This is a genomic window from Dehalobacter sp. CP, from assembly GCF_047652685.1.
Taxonomy (GTDB): Bacteria; Bacillota; Desulfitobacteriia; order Desulfitobacteriales; family Syntrophobotulaceae; genus Dehalobacter.
Map to the genome: position 1 here is coordinate 2,187,570 of NZ_CP157399.1, position 24,574 is coordinate 2,212,143.

Below are 24,574 nucleotides of genomic sequence, written 5' to 3' on the forward strand. Positions count from 1 at the left end.
ACGTCGTTACGTCGTTACTTCATTGCCTAAGAGCTTAATTGCTAAGCGACTTTTTGAAAACATAATACGCTTCTTTAAATAAGCTGAAATACTCAATCTCATCCTCAATATTATTTTTTCTTCTCGCCAATTCGATTTTAAAAGCACAGAATTTTAATTCATCTGCTTCGATCTGATTGCACAGGTTTTTCAGCCGGTTGGCAATCGGTTCTATAGCTTCATATTGCATGCTCTCAAAATGATCGTCGAGTTCTTTAATGCAATGCTCGATTTCCTGCATTGCCAAGGTATAATGTTCAGTGTCTTTATTCTCAGATTTATTTGTAAAAATAATTTCGCCATGGTCCCCAAGCTCAACCTTATCCGGAAACTCTTGCCGGTTTTGACTCACCATACCAATTCGTTTCATCAGACCATTGATGTCAATCGGTTTTGCCAGATAACTATCTATTCCCATCGCCAGAAACCTTTGTTCGTCACCCTGCAAAGCATAGGCAGATACTGCAATAATTGGTGTATGGGTTCGGCCGCCTTCAGATTCCCTGATAATTTTCGTTGCTTCTATCCCGTCCATCACGGGCATCTGGATATCCATCAGGATCAGGTCATATTTTTTTTTCTTAAAAAGATCCAAGGCCTCCAAACCGTTGTCTGCAGTATCGACCTGATGGCCCCTTTCCTTCAGCATGCGGCGAAGAAGGACTTGACTTACCTTATCATCTTCAGCAAGAAGAATATGCAAAGGCCGGATGATTGGGCTGATGTCAGGTCTAAGGAACGGTACCGTTTCGCTTTGTATTCCTATTTTAAATTTGATCGAAAAATAGAACGTGCTTCCTCTTCCTTTTTGACTGCTTACCTGCATGGTCCCGCCCATTAGCTCGACTAGCTGCTTGGAAATTGCCAACCCCAGGCCTGTTCCGCCATATTTTCGGGTAATAGAACTGTCGACTTGGGTAAACGTTTTGAACAGGAAGGTCTGATCTTCTTCGGAAATACCAATTCCGGTATCCTGGACAGCAAATCTCAGTTCAATGTCCTGATCTGTCTTCAGAACGTTGTTTACAGTGACAGATATTTTACCGGTGTCCGTGAATTTTATCGCGTTATCAACCAGGTTATTCAGGACCTGCCTAAGTCTGTTCGGGTCACCGATCAGATACTTCGGGATGCTGGGATCGAGATCGTACGTTAATTGAAGCCCCTTTTTACTGGCCCGCAGCGTATGCACCTTCGAATTTTTCTCAACCAGATCATGCATGTCAAAATTGATATTCTCAACAACGAGTTTCCTGGCCTCAATCTTGGAAAAATCAAGGATATCACTGATCAGCGCCAGCAGGGAATTGGCACAGATTTTGGCCGTTTCGAGGTTATCCTGTTGTTCAGGATTCAAGTCAGTGGACAGCGTTAAATCAATCATTCCGTTGATACCGTTCACCGGCGTCCGGATCTCATGACTCATGTTGGCAAGAAATTCACTTTTGGCCCGATTCGCGGCTTCAGCTTCTTCTTTGGCCTTGATGAATATCTCCTCATTCTTTTTTCTCTCCGTAATATCCCGTGCAATGAGAATGAGATAGTCTATATGATTAAGTTTAAATTGCCGTATATTGATCTCAACGGGAATTTCTCTGCCATTCTTGGAAATATGGATATCTTCAAACACATAGGTTTGATAATTTCGAACTTGAGTCATTAATATATCCACTTCTGCTTTGCCTATTCTGGATATCATTTTCGGTGAATGCCCAATCAACTCATCCCTCGTATATTCGAGTGCTTTACAGGCAACTTCATTCACCTCGACAATCGCAATCTCACCATTTTCATTGATCTTCTCCAGGAAAATGGCATCTTTGGCATTTTCAAAAACGCTTCGGAATTTTTCTTCACTCTCGATTAGTGCCCGCTCCGAAGCTCTCCGCTCGGATATATCCCGTGCCAGGGAATATATGCACGTTTTGCCATCAATATTCATCAGATGCGCACTGACTTCAACCGGGATCTCCCTTCCGTCTTTAGTGACCTGCACATGTTCGGCTGTATCGAATCCCTGCTGTATCAGCTTTTCCAATTGTTCAATTTGATCTTTTGTATCATATTTAACAATATCCGGCAGATATAGCTGAAAGAGTTCCTCTCTCGTATAGCCGAGTCTTTGACAGGTAATATCATTGACTTCAATTATTTTCCCGATCCGGTCGTCATTCTCAATAATTTCAACGATGTAGATTGCATCCGTAACATTGTTATATAAATTCCGATACCGTGTTTCGCTATCCTGCAGCTGTTTTTCAATTTTTTTACGTTCGGTTATTTCTCTAAGGACGCACAACAATACCTGTTCACCATTGATCATCGTGGTCTGTGCGCTCACTTCAACAGGAACTATACTTCCGTCTTTCCGTCTCGTGTTTGTTTCGATAAAGAATCCTTTTTCCACGGCAATCTTCAGTTGTTCTCTGGCAAACGTCATATCTTCTGCAAAATCAAAAACTGTTTTTTGCACAATTTCATGATGATCATAGCCATAAGCTTTCAAAGCTGCTTTGTTGGCTTCAAGAATTTCCCCATCCTGTGAAACGAACAGGATCATATCCCTGGCATTCTCCGACAACAGTTGATAGCGTTTTAAAGCGTCTTCAGCAATTTTTCTGTCGGTGATATCCAGAATAATGCCGATTAGTCCAGCATACTCTCCTTCAAGGTCATAGTATGGGCCGCCGGAACTGAGACACCATCGATACTCCCCATCATAATGTCTTAAGCGGTGCTCATATTCAAAAGATGTATGGTCCGCTTTTGCATTATTTAGTATTTCTTTATAAGCGTCTTTGTCTTTTGGATGTAATGCTGATAACCAAGAACTGCCTATACATTCTTCAAAGCTCATACCCACAAAATCCAGTAGATTTTTATTCACATAAGTTATTTCTTTTTCTGCGGAACGCCAGACGGAAACTGGAAAATAATCCAGTAGCTTCAACTGGAAATCGCGAGACTTAATCAGTGACTCCTCAAGTATTTTTTCTTCGGTGATGTCATTTAACGCAATAACAATATTTCTTTTGCCGTCTACGATTAGCGGGGAGATACTGACATTGAACCATAATTGTTTTGTTTTGCCGCCAAGGATAAATGTCTGGGAGAATTCAAGCCCCTCAATAGATTCATTGTATTTTAGTGCCCGCAAGCCGGCACGTGTAATCTCACACTGCTTGCATTTCGCTGCGTAGCCGCAGCCCTTGGGATTTTGAAAACCGGCTACACATTTGAAAGCTTGGCCGAATGTTTTGCCAAGTACATCTTGTTCTTGCACATGCATCAGTTTGAGCGCCGCGTTGTTTACGTGGCTGATGTGCATCAGCTCATCGACAATGACCATATTGACCGGCGACGAATAAAAGATCGTCCTAAAATTTTCTGCTTCATTTTTATAATCGTTTTCAATTTCTTTGATTCTAGTGATATCCCTGAAAACAAAGATAACTCCTCTGACCTCACCGTCATCTTCAATTACTGGGGAACTGTTGCCCGAAATATAGATGATTTGGCCATCTTTTTTGATCAGGGCCGAATGGTTTTTTAGGCCCAGAGCTTCCTTTTTTCTGATGGTAAGTTCAATCGGGGAATTCATCATTTTCTGGGTTTCGTTATTGATAATCGGAAAGACTTCTGCAAATATTTTACCCTGCACCTCTTCCGGCAGCCAGCCCGAAAGGTTAGCGGTAGAATCGTTGATATATAAAATGGTTCCCAGATGATCTGTGTACACGACACCATCTCCGATGCACGCTAAAGCCAATGCCATTTCATTTGTTGTGACAATGTAATTTTTTTTGTTATTCATTGGCCTTCATTCCTTACTTCAGCATCCTACAAATCAACTGAGGGATGTTCATTAAAGAAGTTTGTCTTTCAACGGCCCCGATATCATGAGCAACTTTCGGCATACCGTAGACCACACAGGAATCCTGATCCTGACCGATCGTTCTGGCCCCTTTTCTTCTCATCTGCAGGAGTCCCTTGGCCCCGTCGTATCCCATACCGGTCAAAATGATGCCCAGCGCATTTTTGCCTGCTTCCTTGGCCACAGATTCGAATAAAACATCGACGGAAGGACAATGACCGTTGACCTTCTCTCCTGCAAAGCACTCAATCCTGTATCGATTGGCTATCTTTTTGATTCTGACATGCTGGTCCCCAGGCGCAACCAAGGCCATTCCCTGTTCCAGGTAATCTCCGGTCCGAGCTTCCTTGACCTTCAGCTTGGTCTGATTATTCAGCCGTTCGGCAAACATCCGGGAAAAAACAGGAGGGATATGCTGGACGATAACGATCCCAGGCATATTCGCAGGCAGTCGCTTCATAATACTGCAGACGGCCTCCGTTCCGCCGGTGGAAGCGCCGATCGCAATGATTCTTTCCGAATTCTCGGCATGCTGGCTTTCAACTTTTTCAGTCGTGTCCTTCATGGACGGGATAATCCGGGCGACGGAGGCTACCTTAATCTTAATCTTCAACTCATTCAGAAAGGTTTCCACTCTCTGCGCGGCATTCATATCCGGCTTGCCGACAAACTCGACAGCCCCGGCATTCATCGCATCAAAAACAGCATCGCTCACCGTACTGATCACAATCACCGGAATCGGATATTGCGGCAGCAGCTTGCATATAAATTCAATCCCGTTCATTTTGGGCATCTGGACATCACAGGTCATCACGTCCGGTTCAACTTCCAGGATTTTATCCCTGGCTTCAAACGGGTCTGCGGCCATACCCACGACTTCGATCTCCGGGTCACTGGCGATTCCTCTGGCCAGAATCTCCCGGAAAACGATGGAATCATCTACAATTAAAACCCTAATCTTTTTTTTGGCCATGATATCAACCTACTTCTAAATATTATTCTTTTCTGTATACGGCTGGCATGACATATTTATATTGGGTTGTATCTTTGTTGAGCGATTCCGAATGACCGATGAACAGGTAGCCGCCATACTCCGTCATGTCATAAAATTTCTGAACAAGCTGTTCTTTGGTTGGCCCGTCAAAGTAAATCATCACATTTCGGCAAAAGATCACATGGAACTTCTTTTTAAAAGGAAATACCTTTTCCATCAGATTAAAATTGCGGAAGATCACTTCATTCTTAATTTTTTCTACAACAATCGAATTTTCCCTGTCGAGCTTTTTAAAATAATTTGTTCTCCACAGCGCTGGCAGCGCCGCAACCTTATCATTGGCGTATTCGCCATTTCTGGCAATCGTTAAGGCTTTACCGGAAATGTCCGTTGCGAGAATCTTCGTATCCCACCAGACTTTTTCCCTGCCAAAAAACTCATCAATGATCATCGCGAGGGTATACGGTTCTTCACCACTGGAGCACGCCGCGCTCCAGATCCGCAGATCCTTATCCCGGCAATGGGCCGCCAGCACAGGCAGAACGTTCTCTTTTAAGAAAGCAAAATGCTCAGCTTCGCGCATAAAAAACGTATGGTTGGTGGTAATCTTATTAATAAATGTGGTAATCGCATCTCCGCCATTATGTGAAGTGATAAAATCGTAATATTCCGAGAAGCTCTTAAAACCATTCTCGACAAGTACACCCTGCAGCCTGCCGGTAATCAGCGATTGCTTTTCTTTTTTCAGATGAATCCCATAATTAGCTTCGATATACGCTGCAAACTTCACAAATTCTTTTTCCGTTATTGTTATCATAACAGACCACCATCTTCTCCAGGCATTTTTTATAGAAACTTCTAATTTCTGTTATTCTGAAGAGAGAGCCTCTAATCAGGCCCTCTCTCCTCTTGCATTTCACTTAGTACTTGCCGAATTCGTCGTCACTCAGGACAATTTTCTTTTTTGGCTTTTCCTTTGGCGCAGGAGTCGGACTACTACTGTTCATATTCTCGAGCATTTTCAGAATATCCGGGCTCATGTTTTCGATTCCTTTTAAGGAAGCGTACTGGCCCTTTTTCCGCAGTTTGAATTTGGCAACCTGAACATTCAGCAGTTCGGACTGGCTCGCCAGTTCTTCACTTGCAGCGGCACTCTCTTCAGCAGTTGCCGAATTAGTCTGAACGACTTCCGCGACCTGAGCAATACCCTGGTTGACCTGGTTGATGCCAACGGCTTGTTCGTTGGAAGCTACTGCAATGTTGTTCACCAGGTTGGCTACCTTCGATATTCCTTCGACAATGTTGTTTAATTCTTTTGCCGTGTCGCTTGCTATCCTGGTACCGTTATCAACATTCTTGATCGAACCCTCGATCATATCCGTTGTTTCCTTAGCAGCGTTGGCTGAGCGAGCCGCGAGGTTTCTGACTTCTTCTGCTACGACGGCGAACCCTTTGCCGTGCTGTCCTGCCCTTGCAGCTTCAACAGCAGCATTCAGGGCCAAGATATTGGTCTGGAAGGCAATATCGTCGATGACTTTGATAATTTTGGAGATATTATTGGAAGAATTATTGATTTCATCCATCGCGCTGAGCATTTCCTTCATCTGGCTGTTGCCCTGGGCCGCATTCTTCTTGGCTTCTTCCGCCAGCTGGTTTGCTTCATTGGCATTTTGGGCATTGAGTTTGGTCTGAGAACTGATTTCTTCCAGAGAGGCTGTCAACTCTTCAATCGAACTAGCCTGCTCGGTTGCGCCCTGGGAAAGGGCCATACTGGAATCGGACAGTTGTTTCGAGCCTGAAGCGACCTGCTCGGAAGCACTGTTGATATTGCTGATAACTTCATTCAAGGTCATGGTCATGGTCGAGAACGATTTGGCAAGCGCTCCGATTTCATCTTTACCGCGGACATCAATATCCACATTTAGATCACCGTCAGCAATTTTATCGGAAACTTCCACCAGCTTTTTGACCGGTCTCGTGATGGAACGGGCCATCATGAGTCCCAGGATCATCGCCAAAATAATCGCAATCAGTGTAGATACAACAAGTATAATAGTGGTTCTTGATTCTTTCACCGCAATGAGGTTTTTTACTTCTTCGATATTCTGCGCCCTTTTTTGTGCCATTTCGGAATTTACTGATACCAGAGCTTGCGTTTCCGGAGCTATTGTTGCGCCTATACTCGTTATTTCTTCTTGATTCCCTCTTACAACGGCAGGAAATAGTTTTTCTTTAATTGTTTTGGACCAGGCATTGCTTCTCTCGATCATGGCTTTATTTTCAGACGTATCTGCCAGACTTAATAGCTTATTTTGAAGTTCGGTCGTTGTAGCAGAAACGGTTTCGAAGTCTTGAACGTATTGTTGTTTTCCGTATAACATGTAAGCCCTGACAAGACTTGCCCCTTCCGTAAAGTTAAATGCCAGTTCCTGGTCTATCTGATATAAAGCAAATTCCACCTCGGTCATTTTGTTGACTTCTTTGACCATTGAATTTACCTGGGTAAAGGTAACTATGGAAATGACTGCCAGGATGACGACAATGACAATATAGCCAGCTAAAATCTTGGTTTGAAGCTTGTTGAAATTCATGATATTACCCCCTCACTAAGTGTAGATGTCAGATTAGACAGCTCTTCTTCTTTTAATAATTTGTCGCAATCAAGAATGAGCTTGATACTGTTATCGACCTTGCCGATTCCTTTAATGTATTTATTGCTCGCACCTCCGTTAACACTGGGAGGAGGCACTATTTCGTCTTCAGGGATGACAAGCACCTCGCATACGCTGTCCACGATCAGACCAATTGATATTTCCTGAATGTCGATCACGATGACACAGGTCCGGTCACTGTATTCCATAAATGGCTTTTTGAAGCGTAGGCGCACATCGATGACCGGAATGATCTTCCCTCTCAAATTGACAATTCCACGAACATAATTGGGCAGCTCCGGCACTTCAGTAACCGGCTGGATACCGATAATTTCTGTCACGTACTTAATTTCAATCCCGTAGATTTCGTTGCCTAGAGAAAAGGTTAAAAACTTGTTTTTCTGAGTATCCTCTTCAAAAAAATCTTCTGCAATCATTTCTGCCATTAAAATCACTCCTTTCCTGTTATTTTTTCACAAGTCTGGTTATACTCTGGATGTCAAGAATCAGACTAATGTTTCCGTCACCTAAAAGCGTACACCCTCCTAACTCGTTATCTTTTTTTAAATTTTGAATGTAATATGGCAGTGCTTTAACAACGACCTGTTGTTCACCAAGCAGTTCATCAGCAAATATACAACAGGACTTTTCTTCATCTTCAACCATGATAAATATGCCCTGGCTGAATTCTGTAACTTCAGTTTTCACTTTGTACAGCGTATGGAGCCTGATAACCGGATAACACTCACTCCTTACCATAATCATTTCATTTCCGTCGGGATCTCTGATAATATCGGATTCTTTCGGTCTGAATGATTCTCTGATGGATACTGTCGGTATGGTATACCTTGAATTTCCGACTTTGATGTTCATTCCGCCGATGATCGCCAACGTTAATGGGATCTTCATCGTAATCGTAGTTCCTGTACCTTCAACGCTATCTACCGAAACAGATCCGCCTACCGTCTGGATATTCTTGGAGACGACATCCATACCTACGCCTCTGCCGGAAAATTCCGTAATGTTTTCCTTGGTTGAAAATCCAGGCAGGAAGATCAAGTTAAAGACCTCGCGGTCGCTCATCTCTTGTTCCGATTTGGCCAGAAGGCCATTCTGTCTGGCCCTGCTCAGAATTTTTTCTTTATTCAGCCCTTTACCATCATCCCTGACAATGATCAGAACATCGCTTCCAGCATTTTTTGCTTCCAGGGTGATTGTCCCAGCTTTGGACTTCTCTGCCGCAATCCGTTCCGCAGCCGCCTCAATCCCATGGTCAATCGCGTTGCGGATCAGATGCATCAGCGGATCTGAAATATGTTCAATGATATTTTTGTCAACTTCCGTTTCCTCACCGATGATCTCCAAACGCACTTCCTTGTTCAGCTTCTTACTCATATCGCGTACGATTCTGTGCATTTTGTGAAAGGTCGTCGACAGCGGAACCATCCGGATCGCCATGACCATATCCTGCAATTCCCCGGTGATTTTTCCGAGCTGCCGGGCTGCCTTATAGAAATTATCGAGCTGCAGCCCTTTAAGGTCAGGGTTTTGGGTAACCATGGCCTCGGCAATCACCATTTCTCCGACCAGGTCCATCAGTCTGTCCAGCTTGGCGACATTGACACTGATGATGCTCTGCTGGGCAGAAGAAAGAGAGACTTCCTTCTCGGCCTTTTCCTCCCTTTCAACTGTCTGTAGGACAGGAATCTGTGGGGTTAAAGCATTCTCATGTTGATTCATCACCGGTTCGTCTTCCTGATCTTCGATCTGCTCCAACTTCAGCTCTCTGAGGAAAATCGTCTGCATGAAGAATTCATGCATTTCTTCATAGCTTTTATCTGTCCTTAAGACTACTGTAAAGCCCTGTTCTTTAATGACCTGAGCACTCAGATCATTTTCAATAATATCTTCCGGGGTGAAAATGTACTTGTCTGCAATTTCTTTCAAATTATGGATGACGGTGTAGGCTCTGATATTTTCCATTTCACAGCCGTCCTGATAGAAAATTACAGCCTTGTACCAGTTCTTTTTAGACAGGGCCGCCGGGGGCTCTGTTATGTTCGGGGCAATATAATATCTGGGCTTTTCTTCAGGTATTTTTTCAGTTATTTCTTCTATGTCTTCCGGTATGTCCTTCAGATCTTCTACTGAATTTTTCTTCGTTTTTTTCCTGGATGTAGATACTTTTTCTGCTGAAAAATTTTGTAATTTCAGTTTGTTCAGGAAATCTGCAATCGTCTTTTTCAGACGCTGTGCATCTCCGTCAACGGGGTCTTTGGCTTTGACTTTTTCCAGTTCGACTTTGAGAAAATCGACACCTTCGAGCACAATATCCGAAAGCGCGGAGCAGTCGACCTCCCGTGGATCGTTTTCGCGGATGAAATAGAACAAGTCCTCAATGGAATGGGCGAGAGAAGCGATGTTGTCAAAAAGCATCATTGCAGATGAGCCTTTAATGGTATGCATGATCCGGAAGATCTCATTGACATCGTCTTTGGAAATATGATTCGATTTTTCACTGGCCAGAATGGAATGCTCCAGCTGTTCAAGCAGATTGGACGTTTCAAAAATATACAGGTCTAACATGGATTCATTGGAATAATTACCAGCCATTTTTATCCGCCCCCCAAACATATGGACTGACTATTTTAATGCATTCACCTGATTTAAGGTTTTGACTACGACATCTTCTTTGAACGGTTTGATAATAAAGGACTTTGCACCAAGCGCAACAGCCTGCCTTACCATACTTTCCTGTCCCATCGCGGAAACCATCACGACCTTGGCTTTCGGATCAAATTTCATGATTTCGGGCAATGCATCCAAGCCGCTCATCTCAGGCATCGTGATATCCATGGTTACAACATCAGGCCGCAAATGTTTATAGCTTTCCAGACCTTCCAAACCGTTCGCGGCCTCACCGACGACCTCAAAACCATTGTTTTGAAGCATATTTTTGATCGCCAGCCGCATAAATGCCGCATCATCTACAATCAGTACTTTAATCAATGGACTCCCTCCTTTGAGGATTAATCTTGTCTTGAATGAAAGAACCAAGGATCGTGTTAACTGCCTCCAGGCATTTTCCCCGTAAAGAGAAAGAATACTGCTGTAGTCTCCACCTTGCGCAGAGCGCTACGCAGGTCCCGATAATAATATCAGTCAGCATCTCACTCGATAGTTTCGGAGGTATTTCCCCTGTCTCCTGGCCTTTCTGAATAATTTTCTTGAAAAAAACAAACCACGTTGAATAAATGTCTTCGACTTTTGATTTTAACGTTTCGTCATAGCGCATAATTTCCAAAGATAGAAGCACTGCGGTGATTGACGGATAATTTTCGTAATACGAAGAAAGTGATTCGACAAGAAAAATAATTGATTCTTCCGTGGTTTCTTTTTGCTGGGCCGTAAGGAACAGGTCGCTGTCATACTGCGAGAAATAATCCAGAACGCCGAGGATCAGTTCATTTTTGCTTTTAAAATGCTTATAGATGGCTCCCTCGGTGATATTCTGCTTCTTTGCAATCTCCCGTGTCGAAATTTGGTGTATGCCGTATTTATCGATCAGATCAATTGTCGTCAGGATGATGCTTTCTTTGCGATGTATTAGTAAATTCATATGGTAATAAACTCCTATCTTGGAAAGTAAGTGTTTACTTACCATCTTTTACACCTAATATACTGCATAATTTGTCGAATGTCTATGGTTTTTCGACAGAATATTTTAAATATTTTTATATTCTTCGTTTAACAAAATATATATTTGGATTGGCTTACATGCAATTTTAGGGAATAAAAAAGGCTTCCTGTTAAATCAGATAAGCCTGTTTCCCTATTTAATATTTTTTTGTTAAATTTGAATTAAAGGAATCAAAAAAGAGATTGATGCAATTTGATTGATTCAATCTCTTTTTTGAGCTTTATGATTCACAGCTTCCGGAACTGCAGTCCGATCCACACTCACCTTTTAGGGGTGACTTGATTTCAAATTGGTCTCCATCGGGGGTGTCAATATAATTGATCACAACACCCTCTAGAACTTCTGCAAATTGCTTGTCTGCAACAATTTTTAGTCCATGCTGTTCGTCAAATATATCGTCAGGGGTCTTTGACTCATCCAGAGTCATGCCGTAATTCGGCCCCCTTCAGCCAATGCCGGCTACATAGAGCCGTAAGTAAGAATTATCCATGTTCTGAGTTACCATGATGTTTTTAATTCTCTTCGCTGCGATTTCAGTAACTTCAAACATAATCGCACCTCCTTTTTGTCTGACAATCATTATTCATATTACATGAATAAGAAATGCTTGTCAAAATGATTGAAAAACAAATTAAAAAGTTGTAGTATGTCTAATTAATTAGCAGATTTTACGTGTCGTCAAGCAGGTTATTAAACCGGTTTGTTGCCTTGATATATTTCACCAGTTCATTAATGATGATTCCGGTTATGATTCCGGTAGGCACTGAAAACAGCAGCATAACAGGCAAGTAGAAAAAGATTCCTGAGAACCTTAGAACCAAAGCGGCCATGGCCAATTGCCCGAGATTATGGGCTACAGCCCCTGCTACACTGATACCAACCATACTTAGACCTGTAAATAAATGTAACAGCACTGCCATGACGACCGCAGCTGCAACAGCACCTAAAAAGCTCATAAAAAAACCCATGCCGAATAAGGTTCCACTGAGCAGAGAGCCGAGGACTGTCCGTAGTACGGTAATCTGCAAGGCCGTCTTAAAATCAAAGACAACCAAAGCCACCAAGGTAATGATATTGGCCAAACCCAGCTTCACTCCCGGTATAGGAAGCGGACTAGGGAACATACTCTCAATATAATGAAGAACGGAGGCTTGAGCCACGAGAATGGCAATAACAGCCAGTTTCTTTGTTGATATCACATTTTTGACATATTCCATAACTGGATCTTCCTCCGGATTATGCAATCCTCTTCAGATCATGCAATTTTTATCTGATGTCTTATTTTAAGCAAAGTCTTATTTTAATGAACAGATTTATTTTATTTGCATTAAACCCATATAAGTACTATTATTCATACGAAACAGAAATTGTCAAAAGGAGCCTTTTCAATGCCCGGTATGAAATTAGGCCAATACGTCTATGGGAATTCCCTGCTCCATTTATTGGATCCCCGAACGAAAATATTGAGCTGCTTATTGGTCATTTTTTCCGTTATAATTACGGATAATTTGTATTTTCTACTTTTCCTGGTTCTATTGATGGCTGCTGCCATTATTTCTTCCGGATTAAGCTATCAATTAATTCTAAGCAGTTTATTGAAATTAAGATATCTGCTTCTTTTTACGCTAGTCTTCCAGGGATTTCTCACGCCGGGCGAGACTGTTTTGATGGTTGGAAAGCTCAGTATGACCGGAGAAGGTCTGATCTTAGGGCTGATCAATATATTGCGGCTGGTTATTTTATTTTTAGGCTCCATGATTTTACTGATGACAACATCAGCCCTCAAATTGTCCGCAGGAATTGAATACCTGCTGCTTCCATTAAGGAAATTACATATTCCTATTCATAATTATACAACAATCCTTAGTATTTCTTTTCGCTTTCTTCCTACTTTGTTTGAAGAAGCGACCATTATAAAAAATGCTCAAAAATCAAGGGGCGCCCAATTTGATTCATCAAATATTGTCGTCCGGATAAAGAGCTATACTGCCATTCTGATCCCCTTATTTGAAGCTTCCCTGGTCCAAGCCGCTGACTTGGGTGAAGCGATGGACAGCAGGTGCTTTACTTCCCATCCCAATCAGTTAAGGTTAAACCGTTTGCAAATGAAACGTCGGGATATCCTGTTCTTAATCCAAATGACCGCCGTTTTAGGCACAGGTATTACAATTAGCATCCTTCTATAAGTCAGGAGCCGAAAATATGACTGCTCAAGGTATTGAATTCGTCAATGTCACAAAACATTATATAGATTCCTCTCAAGGGAAAACACCTGCGCTGAAAGATATCTCCTTGTCGATTAGGAAGGGCGAATATGTTGGTTTTCTTGGGATGAATGGTTCGGGAAAATCTACCCTGGCCAAACTATTAAATGGCCTGCTTAAACCGACGGATGGGAAGGTCTTTATTAATGGGCTTGATACGGCAAACATCGAACAACTGTCTGAAATCCGCAGACTTGTCGGTATGGTTTTCCAAAACCCCGATAATCAATTAATCAGTCCTGTTATTGAGGAAGAAATTGCTTTTGGCCCTGAAAATTTAGGACTGCCAGTTCCAGAGATCAATCGCCGGATCAATTGGGCACTTCAGGTGTGCGGCCTCGAAGACAAAAGGCATCATGCACCGCATCTGCTTTCAGGCGGACAAAAACAAAGGGTGGCTCTGGCTTCAGCCTTGGCGATGCTGCCGGAATACCTCGTTCTTGATGAGCCGACTTCGATGCTGGATCCGGCAGGCAGGAAGGAACTGCTTGAACAGCTGCGGGTCTTAAATAAGCAGGAAGACATGACCATCCTGATCATCAGCCATAATCCAGAGGATTTGGTCCAGGCAGACAGGCTGATTGTTCTCGATCACGGATCAATCTTTTTACAGGGGACCCCAAGGGAAGTCTATGCCAACGCCAAATTGGCAGAACTGGGACTGGATACCCCCGCGGTTTATCAATTGATCAACCAATTGGGATCAAACGGATATCCTGTTCCCGAGAACGTCAAATCAGTCCGGGAGTTGGTGGATTATCTATGCCTGAAGTTGTAGAAACGAATCATCTTTCTTATACGTACTTACCCGGTTCAGTTTATGAACATCAAGCCCTCAAAGACATTAGTATTTCTCTGGCAAAAGGAGAATTTCTTGGCATACTGGGACCCAACGGCTCCGGTAAATCGACACTCGCCCAACATTTCAACGGATTGCTCCGGCCTACGTCCGGTCAAATGACTGTATGCGGAATTCCAACTTCAGATCCTAAACGAAGTAAGGATCTTTGGAAAAAAGCAGGGCTGGTTTTTCAATATCCCGAACAGCAGATTTTTCAAATTACAGTCTTTGATGAAGTGGCCTATGGACCAAGGAATTTAGGCCTGCCTGAAACGGAAATAGCAGAAAGAGTCCATGATGCCCTGCAGCAGGTTGGTATAACCCAGGAAGATATTAACCATCTGGCCCCGGTTACACTGAGCGGCGGCACGCGAAGAAGAGTTGCCATTGCCGGGATGCTGGCCATTCAGCCGGAAATACTCATCCTCGATGAACCCATGGCAGGTTTGGACGCTGCCGGCCGGAAGCTGCTTTCGGATATACTCAAAAAACGTCATGAAAAAAAAGAAACGACGGTCATGATCTCTCATAACCTTAAAGAAATCATGACTGTCACGGATAAGATCGCTATTCTGGACAGCGGGTCCATGATCTTTTTTGGAGACGTTAAAGACCTGCTGATGAAACCTGAAATTCTTGGTCGATATCAACTGGAATTGCCGGAATACTTGCAAGTTGTTTATCGGCTGGCTGAGAAAGGGTTTGCTATCAAAACAGACATCAGCAATACGCAAGAAGCCGGCGCGGAAATCCTAAGATTTCTTCAAGAAAATAAACATGGCGGCGTAACGAAACTTTAGTTTAAGTTTCGATGCGCACCCTGTCTCTGTTATAATCTGTGTGAGTATACAATTCCCGAGTAAAAGAAGAGACGCCATATTAATGAAGCGCCTTTCTGGGCCAAGTTGTGCTACGGCCCCTTTTTACAGGTAAGCCGGGGGCAAAAAGTAAAATAAATCCATAAAATGCTCCTTTAGGGGTGGTTGTGTTTTGTCCATTTTCCAAACCTGAACATATCATATTCCAGCAAATGTTTGGAATATTTTTTTGTTTCAGGAGGAATGAATGCAGAGCATGTTTTTTGAACGGGAAGACTGGAAATTATTCAGAAATATGGAAACCTTGCCCCAAAAAGCGGGGGTGCCGAGAAGTAAATTATCCATGCTGGTTTGCAAGGAACTCACGGATAATGCGCTGGATCTGGGCAGCGATTGTGAAATCGGTTATGAGGGCAGCTTTTTCTATGTTAAGGATTACGGCAGCGGCCTGGATCCGAAATTGTTTTCCATCAACAGGCCGCTACGGTCCTCCAAGTATTTAAGACTGCCAACCCGAGGGGCACTGGGTAACGGTCTGCGCGTGGTAGCTGGGGCGGTAGTGGCGTCGGGCGGCGAACTCTATGTTTCAACTCGAGGCAAAAATTATAAAATCCATTTTCAAAACGACGGTACAGCCTTCCCGGAAAGCTTAAGCGATTATCATGAAGCCGGGACAAAGATCAGATTTACTTTGGGCGGAATGCCTATCGATTCAAGCTGGGCCAGCCTGGCAATGGAATATGCCCAAGGTGAAACCTACCGGGGAAAGACCTCGCCCTATTGGTATACCAGTGAAAACTTTTTTGAATTGTTTCAGTCCTATAGCGGATCGGTCCGGGAACTCATCACGCAGTTCGACGGTTGTACCGGTGGGAAAGCCGGGAAGATAGCCGCAGAATATACCAAGACGTCTGCTGCTGCCTTGGAGTTTGACGAGACGGAAGCGCTTTTGGCTGAGCTCCGGGCAGCGGTTAAAAATGTAAGTCCCGAGAGGCTGGGGCGGATCGGCAAGCTGGATAGGTACAGCGGCTATTGTAAATCAGCCGGCACCTTTAAGGCCAGGACCGTCAAGGGGGAACACGACGCGGAAATAGCGTTTGTCCTTGAAGTGTACGCAATACCCTCCGATACGCCCCATATAACGGTACTGCTCAATAAATCCCCTGTGACCGGTAATGTCAATATTTACCACATCAAAAATTTGCTGAGTATCTTCGGCTGCGGTTTAACCTTATATGTGAAAGCCAAACCTGCCGTTATTCTGATCAATATCATAACGCCCTATATCCCGATTGTGACGGATGGGAAAGAGCCGGATCTCTCGGTCATCAGCGACGCCATAACAGAAAGTATTCAAAAGGCGGTCAGCAGAGCCCAAAAATCCCTGCCGGGCGATGCGGCGGAGCGAAAGAAATCCCAGAAAGAAGTCGTTACGGCATGCCTGGAACAAGCCATTGCTAAAGCCAGCGGCAACGGTGAATACCGTTTCAGCCTGCGTCAGCTTTATTATGCCGTCCGGCCGTATGTGATCAGGGAAAGTGGCAAAGAACCGGATTACGCTTATTTCTGCACGGAATTGATCGGCAGTTATGAAGCACAGCACGGTGACATTCCGCTGATGTACCGGGATGAACGGGGGACGCTGTACCATCCCCACTCAGGCCAGGATATTCCCATCGGCACGATCGCGGTGGAAAACTATCAGAAGCCCGTCTGGACGTTCAATAAAATCCTGTATATTGAAAAAGAAGGCTTTTTCAATGTGCTCAAAGAAAAGAAAATCCCGGAGAAATATGATATGGCTTTACTCACCAGCAAAGGTTATGCCAGCCGGGCGGTCAAGGATTTGCTGGATGCGCTCGGGGAGAATTTGGAGGAAGAGATTACTTTTTTCTGCATTCATGACGCGGACGCATATGGCACGACGATCTATGATACCCTGCAAAATGAAACCAAAGCCAGGCCCGGCAGAAAAGTGAAAATCATCAATCTGGGGCTGGACCCGGAAGAAGCCGTCAGTATGGGACTGGAAATCGAAAAGGCAGGAAAAACTGGTCGCAGGAAGGGCGTGGCCAGTTATATTGATCCCGAGTGGGAGAGCTGGCTGCAGGACTACAGAGTGGAACTGAACGCCATGAGTACGCCGCAGTTTCTTGCCTGGCTGGAGGGAAAAATCAGGCTTTACGATAAAGGCAAAGTGATACCGCCCGAAAGTACCATGCTGGAGAGCCTGGATCACAGCCTTCAGGATAAACTCGGCCAAAAGCTGGCAGCGGAAATCTTGGAACAAAATCACTATGCTGATCAGGTCACTCAAGCGGTCCGGCAAGTTAAAGAGCGCTGTGGCGACAGCCAAACCCGGTTAGCTGAGACAGTGCAGGCGGAGCTTAAGAAGGAACCGGTCAATCTATGGAAGGATATCATTAAGGCCGTGTCTGAGGATATGATTAAAAATTGCCGTTTTTGAGATTTGACTACACTAGTGTAATTAATCTTAAAACAGCCGAATTTTTAAACAGAGGCTGAGCTGACCCTCAGGGAAAACCAGACTTGCACAGATCCACAAGCGGACGTTAGTGGCGCAGCGTAAATGTTCAGGATCTGCTTTGAATTGCTCAGCCCATAATATTATCAAAGACAGGCTGCGGGATATCTGTCCATGCAAGCAGTTGAGAAGGCCAAGGAATACAATTCAGATTTTCTTGGTTTTACAGAAAAACTCCATCGTACTAACCTCTCAGCATGGCAGACGCTAGGACCGGACTGGCGGAAGGCTTTTTGTACAGCGGAAGTAGAAATCGTGGTCGATGCTAAGATCGTCCAAACCAGGATGATTGGTGAATAAATTATATTGCAATATCAATTACAATTGATATTGTATCGTTAATTAAATCTCTACGCTTCCTTCGAATACCTTTTCCGGTTTTCCTGTCATATAGACCGTCTCATCCGTATATTTGACGACCAGATCGCCGCCTTTCAGCTTCACCAGAATATGCTGGCCTTTTTGGCAGAAACCGTTCAGCACAGCAGCGACGACAGCCGCACAAGCACTGGTGCCGGCTGCGAGTGTTTCGCCGTTGCCGCGTTCCCAGACCCGCATTTTCAGGGTATTTTGGTCGATCATTGTGACGAATTCCACATTGACTCTTTCCTGGAATAACGGGGAATATTCGAAGGCCGGTCCTTCTGTCTCCATCTGAATGTTTTCCTGGTTCTCCACAAAAATGACGCTATGCGGATTCCCCATAGACACACAGGTAATGCGGTAATCGCGGCCAGCGATCGTGACCGGGTGGTTCACAATGGCCTCTCCCGGCAAATTAACCGGAATCTTTTGAGGCGCGAGCTCCACCGGGTCCATATCGACGCAGACCGAATCGACTTTCCCGTTTTGGACATAGAGTTTCAGCTTCTTAACCCCGCTCAGGGTTTCAATCGAAATTTGATCCTTCTCGACAATCCGGTTGTCGTACAGATATTTTCCGATGCATGTAAGCGCATTGCCGCTCATTTTACCTTCGCTGCCATCCAGATTGAACATCTGCATCCTCGCATCAGCTTTTTCGGACGGGCAGATCAGCACGATCCCGTCCCCGCCGATACCATAATGCCTATCGGATAAATAAACACTCAGGGATTCCGGGCTGACGATTTGTTGATCGAAGCAGTTGAAATAGATATAATCGTTGCCGCAGGACTGCATTTTTGTAAAGGTAAGCTGCCGCCGTTCGCTGCGCATATGGTTGATGTCCACAAGCTCCGTGTTGTTCTGGGAATACCGGCTCTTCAGACTGTTGGCTAACGCATTGGCGGTATCCAGCGAGGTCAGGCACGGAATTGCTGTCTCAACTGCTTTGCGGCGGATTTTGACACTGTCCAGACCGGGCAACCTGCCTTTGGCCGAAGTCGAAATAATATAATGGATCTTGCCGCTTTCCAGCAGCGTTTGGATATTGTCATGCTCTGATTCATGAATCTTCTTAACCGAAATTACCTGCAGACCCGCTTGCTCCAGCACTTTGGCCGTTCCGCCGGTCGCATAGAGTTTAAAGCCCAGCTCGCTGTATTTCCTGGCGATATCAACCATCTCCGGCTTATCGCTGTTGCGCACCGTAATTAAAACGCCACCCTGCTTCACCATCTTGTACCCGGCAGCCACCAGTCCCTTATAAAGCGCCTCAGCGAGGGATTTGCCAATGCCCAGCACCTCGCCCGTCGACTTCATCTCCGGACCCAGCTGCACATCGACATCAATCAGTTTTTCAAACGAAAACACCGGAACCTTGACCGCGACATAAGGCGGGGTTTTATATAGCCCTGTGCCGAAGCCCATATCGGTCAGTTTTTCGCCAAGCATCGCTCTGGTCGCGAGGTCAACCATCGGTACGCCGGTCACTTTGCTGATATACGGGATCGTCCTTGAGGAACGCGGGTTCACTTCAATGACGTAGATTTCTCCGGCATGAACGACATACTGAATATTGACCAGCCCCTGGGTGTTTAAGGCCAAAGCCAATTTTCTGGAATAGTCAATGACCCGTTCCGTCAGCTCTCCGCTTAAGTTCCAGGCGGGATAGACCGCAATCGAATCACCGGAATGGATACCGGCCCGCTCAATATGCTCCATAATACCAGGGATCAGAATCTCTTCACCGTCACAGATCGCATCGACCTCGATTTCAATACCTGACAGGTATTTATCGATCAGAACGGGATTCTCGATGTTGTAAGTCAGGATAATGTCCATGTATTCACAGATATCCTGATCACTAAACGCAATAATCATATTTTGTCCGCCAAGCACATAGGAAGGGCGCATCAGAACCGGATAACCGAGCTTATTCGCCGCCTGCAGCGCTTCATCGGTGTTCATCACAGTATGTCCCTGAGGCCGTTTAATGGAGAGTCGTTCCAACAAAGCGTCAAACCGTTCCCTGTCTTCGGCCGCATCAATGCTGTCGGCCGGTGTGCCCAGAATCCGTACCCCCTGGGCTTCCAAGAACTTCGTCAGCTTAATGGCCGTCTGTCCGCCAAAAGCTACGACGACGCCATAGGGCTGCTCCGTATGAATCACATTCAGAACATCCTCATTGGTCAGTGGTTCAAAATACAGCCGGTCGGCCGTGTCAAAGTCGGTCGAGACAGTTTCCGGGTTATTGTTGACGATCACGACCTCATAACCTGCTTTTTTCAGCGCCCACACACAATGTACGGAAGCATAGTCAAACTCGATCCCCTGACCGATGCGGATCGGGCCGGAGCCAAAGACAATAATTGTTTTCCTGCCGCTATTCCGGGCTTGGATAAACTGCTTAGCTTCATTGGCTTCATCATACGTCGAGTAAAAATACGGGGTCTCCGCCTCAAATTCAGCTGCGCAGGTATCGACCATTTTGTAAGAAGCCCAGCGTTTCTGATAGATCCCCTGTGCGATCCCCTGTTCAATCCTGCAGTCTGAAAGCCGTTCGATCACTTTATCAGGATACCCAAGTTTCTTGGCCTCTTCGTACAGCTCCTGTGTCAAAGGTCCGACGGCCAGCTCTTTCTCCAAAGCTGTAAGGTGAGCCAGTTTGTATAAGAACCAGAGGTCAATCCGAGTGATTTCATGAATTGATTCGCAGGAAATGCCCCTCTGCAGCGCTTCAAATATCACAAAAAGCCGTTCATCGTTACACACCGCAATCAGCTGTTCAATCTCGGCATCCGTCAGTTTCTTGAGTTTGGGCAGGTTCAAGCTGTCCAGGGAAATCTCCGCTCCCCTGACCGCTTTCATAATGGCCTGCTCAAAGCTCACGCCGATGGCCATCACTTCACCGGTTGCTTTCATCTGCGTACCCAGCGTGCGTTTCGCGTAAACAAATTTATCAAACGGCCACTTGGGCAGTTTCACCACGACATAATCCAGTGCCGGTTCAAAACATGCATAGGTCTTCCCAGTAACGGCGTTTTTAATCTCATCGAGCGTATAGCCGACCGCAATTTTCGCGGCGACTTTAGCAATCGGATACCCCGTCGCCTTCGAGGCCAGAGCTGAGGAACGGGATACCCTCGGGTTCACCTCAATGACGGCATAGTCAAAGCTGTCCGGATGCAGCGCAAACTGGCAGTTGCAGCCGCCTTCCACTTCCAGGGCTGTAATAATATTCAGCGCAGCCGAACGCAGCATTTGATATTCTTTGTCCGAAAGCGTAACGGCCGGCGCGATAACGATGCTATCCCCGGTATGCACCCCGACCGGATCGAAATTCTCCATACTGCAGACGGTAATAACATTCCCCGCCCGATCCCGCATCACTTCAAACTCAATCTCTTTCCACCCGGAAATACATTTTTCAATTAGGACCTGGGTAATCGGTGAAAGCCTCAGACCGTTGGCCGCAATTTCCTGCAGCTCGGTTTCATTATAGGCAATCCCCCCGCCTGTTCCGCCCAGCGTAAAGGCCGGCCGGACAATGACCGGATAGGAGATCTCCTCCGCAAAGGCGAGGGCAGCAGGGACATCCGTCACGACCAGAGAAGGGATGACAGGCTCGCTGATCGCTGCCATGGTATCCTTAAACATCTGCCGGTCTTCAGCTTTATCGATAGTTACCGGATTTGCGCCTAACAGCTTGACACCTTGCTTTTCTAGAAATCCTTCTTTGGCAAGCTGCATGGAAAGTGTCAGGCCGGTCTGACCTCCTAACGTAGATAAAATGCTGTCCGGTCTTTCCTTGATGATGATTCTTTTGATGGTCTCCAGCGTTAACGGCTCGATGTAAATTTGATCGGCCATTGCGTTATCCGTCATGATCGTAGCTGGATTGGAGTTGATCAGAACGACTTCCAGCCCCTCTTCTTTCAAGGCCCTGCACGCCTGGGTCCCCGCGTAATCAAATTCAGCAGCCTGCCCGATGACGATCGGACCTGAGCCAATGACCAGTACTTTTTTTATTGTTTTATTTAACGGCATGTTGAACAGTCCTTCCTCATCAAATCAATAAATTGATCAAATAAATAGCTGGTATCCAAGGGTCCTGCCGAAGCTTCCGGATGAAACTGCGCCGAAAAAGCAGGCATATTCAGATACTCAATTCCTTCGCAAGTCCCGTCATTGGCATTCTGGAAACACATGCGGGCATGAGCAGGAAGGCTGTTGGCAACAACCGCATAGCCATGGTTCTGGCTTGTAATGTAAACCCTGCCGGTTTTCAAATCCTTCACCGGCTGATTGGCGCCCCGGTGCCCGTATTTCAGCTTGGACGTTTCGGCACCCTGCGCCAGGGCCAGCAGCTGATGTCCGAGACATATCCCGAAGATCGGCAGACCGGAGGCAGAAAGTTTCTTCAGCTCTGCGATAATTCCCTTATTGTCGGCCGGATCTCCCGGTCCGTTGGAAAGCATGATCCCGTCCGGGTGTAGAGCCAGGATACTTTCGGTGGATGTCTCAGCAGGCACCGTGATAACCTCACAGCCGCGTTTGATGAGCTCACGCCGGATATTTTCCTTCGCTCCAAAATCCCACAGGACCACCCGGTATTTGTCGGTTACTTCTTTGGCGACTACTGTCGCTACATCTCTAGATGTGGCAACGTCAACGGGCTTACCTATGTCTCTGGTTGGGACTATTTCAATGGATGAGATGCTCTTCCGGGTTACATCGGTGTTCTCGGTCGGTATTGTTTCCCTGCAGGAAACTGTCTGGACCGCGTCCGTAATTTTATAGGCATTGATTTCAGCCAGATCTTTTTCAAGATTGTCCAGGGTTGCGGTGATTTTGGCGTTCATTACGCCGACCTCGCGGATAATCTTGGTGAGTTCCCGGGTGTCAACCCCATAGACCCCGACAATATTCTGTGCTCTTAAAAAAGCGTCAAGCTCACCTTCACAGCGAAAGTTGGAAGGAACTTGACACCACTCCCGGACAACATAGGCTTTCAATTTCGGGGAATCACTTTCAAAATCAGCCGGAATAATCCCATAATTCCCGATCAAAGGAAACGTCTGAACCACAATCTGCCCGAAATAGCTCGGGTCAGTCAGGGTTTCTAAATATCCGGTCATTGCAGTAGTAAAGACAATCTCACCGACTGCCTCTCCTGCTGCCCCGAAAGGCTTCCCTTTAAAAACCTGGCCATTGGCCAGGATCATATACACATTCTGCTGCACGCGGATCCCTCCGTTGTTCTTATTTCGATCGGCTGATCATCAGCCTGTTTGCCGTCGCTAAGTAAAATGATCTGAAGAGTAAAATCGATGGAATAGAATTCCCCAAATAGCATTATATCACGGGAATCGCTGAAGATAAAATTTCTAAACGCGGCCCTTTCATGAATACTGTATTCTCTTGGTGCCGGAATCGAATACCAAGCTTTTTATAGCAACATAAAATTGAGGATATTTTTGTAACCTCTTGTCCACAGAACGACATATGATGTTATTGAAAAAAATTGGAGGTAGAATAAATTTATGATACCACCTTTTATCACCTATTCGACATTTCACAGACTGGGATTAAATGCCAGAAATTTAAACTCCCTTTTCAATACCACAGATGATTTTGAACTCCATATCATTGACAGCAATTCGCAGGACGGAACATGGGATTATATTCAAAGTCTTAACGACAACCGCATCAAATCTAAAACAAGACTGCCCGTAAATTATGGTCCCATTTACGCGCTTAATTACAATCTGGCCCGCAGAAAACCAGACCAGTATTTTATTGTCCTCGAAAGTGATGTGTATTTTTATGTCCCGGATTGGATAAGCCGGTTTATGAAAGTATTTAGAACTTTCCCGGAGGTAGGGCTGCTGGGGTTGTCCAAGGCCCACCCGTATCCAGCCTATTATCCGGAGGTTTCCCTTCAAGAGAGAAGCGGTGTAAGCTACCTGCAGTTAATGCATACTGAGGTCGGTAATGTCCTTGATTTTGTACCCGGGCAATGCCAGATCCTAAAACCGGAGCTTATTAACCTTATCGGCTATTGGTCCGAGGAAAACGGCTACGGGGATGCCGAACTGTCGCTCAGAATTAATAAATATACACCGTTTAAAGCAGGATATGCAATCGACATCCCGATCGATATGCTCCAGACTGTACCTTGTGCGACCTGTGAGGGCAGCCGATGGTGCATCTGCAATAGAATAAATCCTACCTGCTTTGACCTCAGAAATACCAAGCATAAGAATGAATCCTTTGTCTTGACCCACGGATGGAAATACCTTGAATGCTTTAAAGAACTTCGTGAAGGTAAGCGAACAGTATACTGCGCATCAATTCATGATCCGGAATCCTACAAGAATCACCTTTACCATATGGATTGGGCCCTGGAGAATTTCAACTTCTATGTAAGTAATGCCAACTAGTAGATTGATTCGTAAATCCGGCGCTTCACACTCCATGCTCCG

At 45.2% G+C, this 24,574-nt stretch carries 18 protein-coding genes; 6 read left to right on the forward strand and 12 right to left on the reverse strand.

The window, feature by feature from the left end; all coding sequences use genetic code 11:
- Nucleotides 1–34: 34 nt before the first annotated feature.
- From AAH944_RS10835 to AAH944_RS10880, 10 genes are all read right to left on the reverse strand, one after another.
- Complete coding sequence (locus AAH944_RS10835) at nucleotides 35–3,853, reverse strand: PAS domain S-box protein (RefSeq protein WP_020492184.1); 3,819 nt, start codon at nucleotides 3,851–3,853, stop codon at nucleotides 35–37.
- A 13-nt stretch (nucleotides 3,854–3,866) separates the two neighbouring features.
- Complete coding sequence (locus AAH944_RS10840; RefSeq protein ID WP_020492183.1) at nucleotides 3,867–4,886, reverse strand: protein-glutamate methylesterase/protein-glutamine glutaminase; 1,020 nt, start codon at nucleotides 4,884–4,886, stop codon at nucleotides 3,867–3,869.
- 22 nt (nucleotides 4,887–4,908) lie between these two features.
- Nucleotides 4,909–5,724 carry a CheR family methyltransferase gene (locus AAH944_RS10845; protein WP_019225085.1) on the reverse strand — a complete coding sequence of 272 codons (816 nt, stop codon included), beginning with the start codon at nucleotides 5,722–5,724 and terminating at the stop codon, nucleotides 4,909–4,911.
- A gap of 103 nt (nucleotides 5,725–5,827) precedes the next feature.
- Nucleotides 5,828–7,498 (reverse strand): methyl-accepting chemotaxis protein, encoded by a 1,671-nt coding sequence (locus tag AAH944_RS10850; RefSeq protein ID WP_415534923.1) that lies wholly within the window; start codon nucleotides 7,496–7,498, stop codon nucleotides 5,828–5,830.
- Entirely contained in the window at nucleotides 7,495–8,004 is a 510-nt protein-coding gene (locus tag AAH944_RS10855; protein WP_019225083.1) for a chemotaxis protein CheW, read from the reverse strand. Before AAH944_RS10855 ends, AAH944_RS10850 begins: the two co-directional genes overlap by 4 nt.
- A gap of 19 nt (nucleotides 8,005–8,023) precedes the next feature.
- Nucleotides 8,024–10,171, reverse strand: coding sequence for a chemotaxis protein CheW (locus AAH944_RS10860; protein WP_019225082.1), 2,148 nt, complete (start codon nucleotides 10,169–10,171; stop codon nucleotides 8,024–8,026).
- A gap of 30 nt (nucleotides 10,172–10,201) precedes the next feature.
- Nucleotides 10,202–10,567 carry a response regulator gene (locus tag AAH944_RS10865; protein ID WP_019225081.1) on the reverse strand — a complete coding sequence of 122 codons (366 nt, stop codon included), beginning with the start codon at nucleotides 10,565–10,567 and terminating at the stop codon, nucleotides 10,202–10,204.
- Entirely contained in the window at nucleotides 10,560–11,177 is a 618-nt protein-coding gene (locus AAH944_RS10870) for a TetR family transcriptional regulator (protein WP_019225080.1), read from the reverse strand. The genes AAH944_RS10865 and AAH944_RS10870 overlap by 8 nt, the downstream gene beginning before the upstream one ends.
- Nucleotides 11,178–11,478: 301 nt before the next feature.
- Entirely contained in the window at nucleotides 11,479–11,685 is a 207-nt protein-coding gene (locus tag AAH944_RS10875; RefSeq protein WP_019225079.1) for a hypothetical protein, read from the reverse strand.
- A 241-nt stretch (nucleotides 11,686–11,926) separates the two neighbouring features.
- Nucleotides 11,927–12,475 carry a Gx transporter family protein gene (locus AAH944_RS10880; protein ID WP_019225077.1) on the reverse strand — a complete coding sequence of 183 codons (549 nt, stop codon included), beginning with the start codon at nucleotides 12,473–12,475 and terminating at the stop codon, nucleotides 11,927–11,929.
- A gap of 171 nt (nucleotides 12,476–12,646) precedes the next feature.
- Here AAH944_RS10880 and AAH944_RS10885 point away from each other — a divergent pair, with 171 nt between their 5' ends.
- The 5 genes from AAH944_RS10885 (at nucleotide 12,647) to AAH944_RS10905 (ending at nucleotide 18,026) form a co-directional block, all read left to right on the forward strand.
- Nucleotides 12,647–13,444: a CbiQ family ECF transporter T component gene (locus AAH944_RS10885; RefSeq protein WP_019225076.1), complete on the forward strand. Its 798-nt coding sequence runs from the start codon at nucleotides 12,647–12,649 to the stop codon at nucleotides 13,442–13,444.
- A 16-nt stretch (nucleotides 13,445–13,460) separates the two neighbouring features.
- Complete coding sequence (locus AAH944_RS10890) at nucleotides 13,461–14,300, forward strand: energy-coupling factor transporter ATPase (protein ID WP_415534924.1); 840 nt, start codon at nucleotides 13,461–13,463, stop codon at nucleotides 14,298–14,300.
- On the forward strand, nucleotides 14,285–15,163 hold the full coding sequence (locus AAH944_RS10895) for an ATP-binding cassette domain-containing protein (protein ID WP_415534925.1): 879 nt from the start codon (nucleotides 14,285–14,287) through the stop codon (nucleotides 15,161–15,163). Before AAH944_RS10890 ends, AAH944_RS10895 begins: the two co-directional genes overlap by 16 nt.
- 265 nt (nucleotides 15,164–15,428) lie before the next feature.
- On the forward strand, nucleotides 15,429–17,648 hold the full coding sequence (locus AAH944_RS10900; RefSeq protein ID WP_415534926.1) for a hypothetical protein: 2,220 nt from the start codon (nucleotides 15,429–15,431) through the stop codon (nucleotides 17,646–17,648).
- Nucleotides 17,649–17,840: 192 nt separating this feature from the next.
- Entirely contained in the window at nucleotides 17,841–18,026 is a 186-nt protein-coding gene (locus tag AAH944_RS10905; protein WP_415534927.1) for a Ger(x)C family spore germination C-terminal domain-containing protein, read from the forward strand.
- Nucleotides 18,027–18,068: 42 nt separating this feature from the next.
- Here the strand turns inward: AAH944_RS10905 and carB are convergent, their stop codons facing one another.
- Entirely contained in the window at nucleotides 18,069–22,136 is a 4,068-nt protein-coding gene (carB, locus tag AAH944_RS10910) for a carbamoyl-phosphate synthase large subunit (RefSeq protein WP_415534928.1), read from the reverse strand.
- Nucleotides 22,127–23,332 carry a carbamoyl phosphate synthase small subunit gene (locus AAH944_RS10915; RefSeq protein WP_415534929.1) on the reverse strand — a complete coding sequence of 402 codons (1,206 nt, stop codon included), beginning with the start codon at nucleotides 23,330–23,332 and terminating at the stop codon, nucleotides 22,127–22,129. The genes carB and AAH944_RS10915 overlap by 10 nt, the downstream gene beginning before the upstream one ends.
- A gap of 300 nt (nucleotides 23,333–23,632) precedes the next feature.
- Here AAH944_RS10915 and AAH944_RS10920 point away from each other — a divergent pair, with 300 nt between their 5' ends.
- Nucleotides 23,633–24,532, forward strand: a complete 900-nt coding sequence (locus AAH944_RS10920; protein WP_019225063.1) for a glycosyltransferase — start codon at nucleotides 23,633–23,635, stop codon at nucleotides 24,530–24,532.
- The last annotated feature ends 42 nt before the right edge of the window (nucleotides 24,533–24,574 follow it).